Annotated in this window: 5 protein-coding genes and 1 pseudogene; 3 read left to right on the top strand and 3 right to left on the bottom strand. The window is 74.7% G+C overall.

Features of this window, described 5'->3' with window-relative positions; translation table 11 throughout:
• Positions 1–2,020 (top strand): SbcC/MukB-like Walker B domain-containing protein (locus DY245_RS34935; protein ID WP_280525036.1); only part of this gene is annotated, 2,020 nt, incomplete at its 5' end.
• Between the two features lie 34 nt (positions 2,021–2,054).
• Here DY245_RS34935 and DY245_RS34930 read toward each other — a convergent pair.
• Entirely contained in the window at positions 2,055–2,501 is a 447-nt protein-coding gene (locus DY245_RS34930) for an Lrp/AsnC family transcriptional regulator (protein ID WP_128511120.1), read from the bottom strand.
• Positions 2,502–2,595: 94 nt separating this feature from the next.
• Between DY245_RS34930 and DY245_RS34925 the strand changes: the two genes are divergently transcribed.
• Positions 2,596–3,093 carry a rhodanese-like domain-containing protein gene (locus DY245_RS34925; RefSeq protein WP_128511119.1) on the top strand — a complete coding sequence of 166 codons (498 nt, stop codon included), beginning with the start codon at positions 2,596–2,598 and terminating at the stop codon, positions 3,091–3,093.
• 50 nt (positions 3,094–3,143) lie between these two features.
• Positions 3,144–3,530, top strand: a pseudogene (locus DY245_RS34920) (SDR family oxidoreductase); the annotation flags it as partial.
• Here the strand turns inward: DY245_RS34920 and DY245_RS48035 are convergent.
• On the bottom strand, positions 3,520–4,962 hold the full coding sequence (locus DY245_RS48035; RefSeq protein WP_128511118.1) for a GNAT family N-acetyltransferase: 1,443 nt from the start codon (positions 4,960–4,962) through the stop codon (positions 3,520–3,522). The pseudogene DY245_RS34920 and the gene DY245_RS48035 sit on opposite strands and share 11 nt — an antisense overlap.
• A gap of 78 nt (positions 4,963–5,040) precedes the next feature.
• Complete coding sequence (locus tag DY245_RS34910; protein WP_128511117.1) at positions 5,041–6,735, bottom strand: DUF885 domain-containing protein; 1,695 nt, start codon at positions 6,733–6,735, stop codon at positions 5,041–5,043.
• Positions 6,736–6,849 lie beyond the last annotated feature (114 nt).

The following is a 6,849-nucleotide window of genomic DNA, read 5'->3' as shown; positions in this document are numbered from 1 at the left end:
TGTCGCGCCCGCGCTCGCCCTGCGCGACGCCGCCTGGCGCGAGCTGGACGCCGCCCAGCGCGCCGAGCGCGAGCGCCGAAACCCGCTGCCGCCCGACCTCACGGACACCGAGGGTGATCAACTCGCCGCACTGGAACGGCAGTTGAGACAAGACCTGGGGTCACTCACGGCGGCCCGGCGGGCCGAGCGGCGGGCCGCCGACATCGGCCGGGAACGGGCCGGCCTGGACCGCGAGGCGCGCGCCGACGACCAGACGCTGCTGGACGCCGCCGAGTGGCTCGCCGAATGGGACACCGCCCGCCGCGCCCACCAGCAGCGCATCGAGACGGCCCAGGAGGCCGCGACCCGGGCCGAACAGCTCGGCGCCCGGATCGAACCGGCCGCCGAACGGCTGGCGGCAGCCCGCCTGCGCGACCGGTTCGCCGGTGAACTGCGGGCGGCGGAAGGGGAGTTGCTCGCCGCCAGGGAGCGGTCGGCGCAGGCTCATGAGCACTGGCTCGACCTCAAGGACCGGCGGCTGCGCGGGATCGCCGCCGAGCTCGCGGACGGCCTGCGCGACGGTCAGGCGTGCGCGGTGTGCGGCGCGACCGAGCACCCCGACCCGGCCCGGGCCGGTGCCGGCCATGTCGACCGGGCGACCGAGGAGGCTGCGCAGGCGGGCCACCGCCGGGCCGAGGAGACCCGCCGGGAGGCGGAGGCCCACTGCCAGTCGGTCAAGGAGGCGCTGGCCGGCGCGACCGCCACGGCGGGGGACAGCGCGGCCGGTGAACTCGCCGCGCAGGTCGAGGAGTTGCGCGCGGAGTTCGCCCGCGCCCATGCGCTCGGCGCCGATCTCCATGCCGCCCGCGAGGCGCTCGGACGCGCCGAGCGCGAGTACGAACGGCGCCGCGCCGAGCAGCAGCAGGCGGAGCGCCGGGCCGCCGCCCGCACCTCCCACCGCGAGGCGCTGGATCGCGAACGGGCCGCCCTGGAAGAGGAGTTGACCCAGGCGCGGGGCGACTGCGCGAGCGTGGCGGACCGGGCCGGGCGGCTGGAGCGGCAGGTCGCCCTGCTCGCCGCGGCGGCGGAGGCGTCCCGTACGGCGAACGCCTGCGCCCAGCGGCTCAAGGAGGCCGACGCCGCACTCTCCGACGCCGCTTACCGCGCCGGCTTCGACACCCCGCAGGCCGCCGCCGAGGCGCTGCTGCGCGACGACGCCTGGCGCGCGCTCCAGCAGCGGCTCGACGACTGGCAGGCCGAATCGGCCGCGGTGGAAGCGGAGCTGGCCGATCCCGACGCCCTCGCCGCCGTGGCGCTGCCGCCCGCGGACCCGGACGCCGCGTACGCCGCGCACCAGGCCGCGGCGGGGCGGCTGCGGACCGCCTCGGCGACCCATGCCGCGGCCACCGAGCGCTGCACCGCACTCGACCGGCTCTCCGCCCAGGCCGAGGCCGACGCCCGGGCACTGGCCCCGCTGCGCGCCGCCTCCGACCGCATCGCCCGCCTCGCCGCGCTGGCCTCCGGCACCTCCACCGAGAACGAGCGGCGGATGCGCCTGGAGTCGTATGTGCTCGCCGCCCGGCTCGAACAGGTCGCGGCCGCCGCCACCGCACGGCTGCACCGGATGTCCGCCGGCCGCTACACCCTCGTCCACTCCGACGAACGGACCGGCGGCGCCCGGCGCTCCGGCCTCGGTCTGCATGTCATCGACGCCTGGACCGGCCACGAGCGCGACACCTCCAGCCTCTCCGGCGGCGAGACCTTCTTCGCCTCGCTCGCGCTGGCGCTCGGGCTCGCCGATGTCGTCACCGACGAGGCGGGCGGCACCCGGCTGGACACCCTCTTCATCGACGAGGGGTTCGGCAGCCTGGACGAACAGACGCTGGACGAGGTGCTGGACGTCCTGGACTCACTGCGCGACCGCGACCGCAGCGTCGGCATCGTCAGCCATGTCGCGGACCTCAAGGCGCGCATCCCCGCCCAGCTGGAGGTCGTCAAGGACCGCTCCGGCTCGACCGTCCGGCACCGGGTGCCGAGCTGAGTCCCCCCTCACCCCGGCCGTGGTGGACCGCCCGTCACCGGCTGACCGGCCGGCGGGGGAGCGGCGAGGAGTAGACGACGCTGGTCGTCACCGCGCCGAGCGCGCCGATCCGGCCGGAGACCTCCTCCAGGTGCTTCATCGACCGGGCGGCGACCTTGATGACGAAGCAGTCGTCGCCCGTGACGTGGTGCGCCTCCAGGATCTCCGGCGTCGTCTCCAGCAGATCGTGGAACGGTTTGTAGTTGCCGTTCGGATACCGCAGCCGTACGAAGGCCAGCACCGGCAGCCCGATCCGCTCCGGGTCGATCACCGCCGCGTAGCCCGAGATCACCCCGGCCTCCTCCAGCCGGCGGACCCGTTCGGTGACCGCGCTCGCGGACATGTTCACGGCGCGGGCCAGCTCGGCGTAGCCCGCGCGGCCGTGGTGCTGCAGGACGTCGAGGATGCGCCAGTCGGTGGCGTCGGGGGAATAACCGGTCATCTGCGCTGTCTAGCAGTGGAAACACCGGCAGATCAAGGGTTTTGCCGGTGATCATCACTTCTCGGGCCGATCGGCCAACCGTAAATTATCGATCATGATCACACAGACGCCGCAGACCGCCGCCGGCCCCGCCACCAGCGCCGTCCTGGCCACCCCGCCCGCCGCGCCCGCCGACGCCGCCGCGTACTTCGCCGCCCGCCTCGCCTTCCACACCGACGTCGCCGATGTGCACACCGCGCTCGCGGCCGGCGCCGCCGACTTCGTCGTCGTCGACTCCCGCAGCACCGAGGCCTGGGACCAGGGCCATGTCCCCGGCGCCGTCCATCTGCCCACCGCCCGTATCCCGCACGACGCGGGGGAGCTGCTGGACCCGGCGGTCCCGGTGGTCGTGTACTGCTGGGGGCCCGGTTGCGACGGTGCCACCCGCGCCGCCCTCGCGCTGGCCCGGCTCGGCTACCGGGTCAAGGAGATGCTCGGCGGCATCGAGTACTGGATCCGGGAGGGCTACGAGGTGCAGACCTGGCAGGGCCCGGAGCGCCGCCCGGCCGACCCGCTGACGGCGCCCATCGGGGCCGAGGACTGCGGCTGCTGAGGGCACCCCGGGCCCGCCCGGCCCCGTGCTGCGGGATGGCGCCCCGCGGAATCCTCCTCGTGCAGGCCTGCGCCCGCCGGCGCGTCGAGGGGCTGCCGGGCGGCCGGAACGTGATGCTGACCTCCGGCCAGGACCTGGGCGGCGGCATGCCGGAAGAGGTCGCCTACGGTCCCGCCAAGGGGGCACTGGCCTCGGCGACCCGTACCCTCGCCGGCGCCCTGGCCGGCCTCGGAGTGACGGTCAACGCCGTCAACCCCGGCCCGGTGGACAGCGGTTACGCGGTCGGTGAGCTGCGCGGGCGGGTCGCCCGGTGCTTCCCCGGCGGGCAGTGGGGCGCGCCCGACGACCGGGCCCGGCTGATCGCCTGGCCGGCGACCGACGAGGCGGCCTGGATCACCGGTGAGGCCATCAACTCCGAGGGCGGCTTCAGACGTTGACCGCCACAGGGGGAGCGTCGGCGGCCCCTTCGACCTCGTAGGCGCGCAGGCCCTCGCGCTCCCCGACGAACCGGAAGCCGGCGCGTTCCAGGACGCGCTGCGACGGTACGTTCTCCGGCTCGGTCAGCGCGCACACCGTCCGTACCTCGGGGTGGGCGGCCGCCCAGCCGGCGAGCAGCCGGGCGGCTTCGGTGGCCCAGCCGGCGCCGCGCGCCGACGGGGAGAGGTCGTAGCCGATCTCCACGAAGCCCGTGTCGTCCGGCGGGCCGTGGAAGCCGATGCTGCCGAGCGCCGTGCCGGCCGCAGCGTCGGTGAGGACGAAGACACCCCAGCCGGGACGGTAGCTGCCGGCCGCGGCGGCCCGTACGGCGATACTCGCGCCGCCCTGCGTCGTCTCGGGAGGCGCGCCGTCGATCCAGTCGAAACCGGCGGGCTCGCCGTCCGCGACCCGGGCCGCCGCGGTCGGCAGCAGGGCGCGCAGCGACACCCGGCCGGCCGTGAGCGTCAGCGGGTACCCGGCGCCCGCGGTGACCAGCGCCTCGAACAGTGGCCGGTGGTCCGCCCCCACGGGCAGACCGCTGACCTGACCGTCGCCGACCTCCACCACCCGCCAGACGCCGTCCTCGCGCAGCGCCAGATCCGTGGTGACGAAGCGCAGGCCCAACTCCCTTACGACCGGCGCCACATGCGTGAGATCGGGGGCGGGGCGCAGCCCCGGCGTGTCGGGATGCGGGCCGATCAGCGCCGGCTCGCCGTCCACCCACCACACCCGCGCCTCACCCACCGCGGCGAAGTGCTCGAAGGCGCGCAGCACCACGCCCCCGGTCAAGAACTCCTCCTGGAGAGCGAGGAAGCGGCCGACGACCGAGGCCAGCCGCGCGGTGTCGGCCGCGTCCGGGACGTAGGCCGCCTCTTCCCATTCGTGCTTACGGGACTTGACCCAGTCCTTGACGACGAGCGGGCGGTCACCGAACGGAGCGGCGAGCCGGGCCAGCGCGGCCGGCTCCGGAGGCCGTCCGGGCGCACACGGGAGCCAGCCGCTCTGCGGGGTGAGCGCCCGGAACGTCTCGTACCAGCCGGGGAGTTCATGCGCGGTGCGGTACGCGGTGGGGGAGGTCAGCAGCCGGCAGCCGCGCGCCGCGAGCGCCGCGGCCAGCTCGGCATAGCGGCCGGCGGGCAGCATCCAGCCGCGGTACCAGACCGGTCCGGCCTCGCGCGGCACCCGGGACACCGCCCGTTCGGCGTCCCCGGCCAGCAGCGCCTCGTGGTCGAGCACCGCGGTCGCCGCACCGGCCGCATGGGCGGCGGCGGCCTCGGCCGCGAAGTGCGGATCTTCCCCCAGTTGATGCCGGGAGGTGCCCCCACGCCGGGGCCGCAGCGGGTCGCCGGGGAGCAGGAAGAGCGGCCGGTTCGTCGCGAGATCCACTGTCATGTCAACGGACCCTACGGACGGCGGCGGCCGGCCACAACACCGTATGCACTGGCCGGCCGCCGCACCCAGGAGCCGTGGTCAGAGCACCGACAGCTCGCTCAGCAGATCGTCCAGGCCCAGCGAGCCCTGCGACAGCGCCGCCATGTGCCAGGCCTTGAGGTCGAAGTCCGCGCCGTGCCGGGCGCGGGCCGCTTCCCGTCCCTGGAGCCAGACCCGCTCACCGAGCTTGTAGCCGATCGCCTGGCCCGCCATGCCCTGATAGCGGATGATCTCGCTCTCGACGAAGTCGGCCGGGCGGCTGCAGTGGCTCGCGAGGAATGCGTGCGCCAGCTGCGGCGTCCAGCGCTCGCCCGGGTGGAACGGGGAGTCCGCCGGGATCTCCAGCTCCAGATGCATCCCGATGTCGATGATGACCCGGATCGCCCGCATCATCTGGGCGTCCAGATAGCCCAGCCGCCGTTCGGCGTTGGTCAGGAAGCCCAGCTCGTCCATGAGGCGCTCGGCGTACAGCGCCCAGCCCTCGGCGTTGGCGGAGACGATGCCCACCGTCGTCTGGTACCGCGAGAGCCGGTCCGCGACATGGACCCACTGCGCCAGCTGGAGGTGATGTCCGGGCACCCCCTCGTGGTACCAGGTGGAGACCAGGTCGTACGCCGGGAAGCGGGTCTCGCCCATCGTCGGCAGCCACGTACGCCCGGGACGGGAGAAGTCCAGCGACGGCTGGGTGTAGTACGGGGCGGCGGCGCTGCCGGGCGGGGCGATCCGCGACTCCACCCGCCGCACCCGCTCGGCCAGTTCGAAGTGTGTGCCGTCCAGCGAGTCCATGGCCTCGTCCATGAGCGACTGGAGCCACTGGCGGGTCTCCTCGACGCCCTCGACCGCCTCGCCGTGCTCGTCGCACCAGGCCAGCGCCTCCCATGGCGTCTTCGCGGCGGGCAGGACCTTCTCGGCCTCGGTCTCCATCTCGGCCAGCAGCCGGTGGAACTCGGACCAGCCGTACGCGTACGCCTCGTCCGCGTCGAGGTCGGCGCCGTTGTAGTAGCGGGAGAGCCGGGCGTAGCGCTCCCGGCCGACCACGTCCGGGGCGCCCGCGATGGACGGGGCGTAGCTGTCCCGGAACCAGTCGCGCAGCTCCACCAGGGCGCCGGTCGCCACCTCGGCGGCCTCGGTCAGCTCGGCACGCAGCGCGTCCGGTCCCGGGTCGGTGAACTCGGCGAACCAGCTGCGGTCCGTGCCGATCCACTCGTCCAACTGGCCGATGACGGTGGTGACCTGGAGCGGGCCGGCGGGCAGGTCGCGCTTGCGGCCGGCGTCGAGCGCGGCGCGGTAGCCCTCCAGCGCGGCGGGCACGGCCCGCAGTCGCTGGGCGATCGCCGCCCAGTCCTCGTCGGTTTCGGCGGGGGTGAGCGTGAAGACCTCACGGACGTGGTGCAGCGGCGAGCTGAGGTTGCTGACCGTGCGCAGGCCCTCGCCCGCCTCGTGCACCGCCAGCTCGGCGGTCAGGCGCTCGCGCAGCAGCCGCGCGCAGATCTGCTCGGCGGGGCTGTCCGCGCCCGGCCGGGCCTCGGCCTCGGTGAGCTTCTCCAGCGTCGTACGGGCGAGCTGGGCCACCGCTTCCTGGCCCGTCGGTGAGAAGTCGGGGAGCTTGCCGGAGCTCTCGGGGATACCGAGGTAGGTGCCGGTGATCGGGTCCAGGTCGACGAGGGCGTCGACATAGGCGTCGGCGACCTGGCGGGGCAGCGGATCGCCCGCGGGAGTGGTGGTGTTGGACATGCGGACCATCCTTGTACGGATCGCCCCGCCACGTCACCATCAATAGGCCGGACGTTCCTGTCGCTTTACGGCGGCATTGCCATCCGGCGCGGCCGGCCGGGCGTCGATACGCCC

The organism is Streptomyces inhibens (assembly GCF_003389455.1).
Taxonomy (GTDB): Bacteria; Actinomycetota; Actinomycetes; order Streptomycetales; family Streptomycetaceae; genus Streptomyces; species Streptomyces inhibens.
The sequence above is the reverse complement of the archived record's forward strand: the minus strand, read 5'-3'. Positions and strand labels throughout refer to the sequence as shown.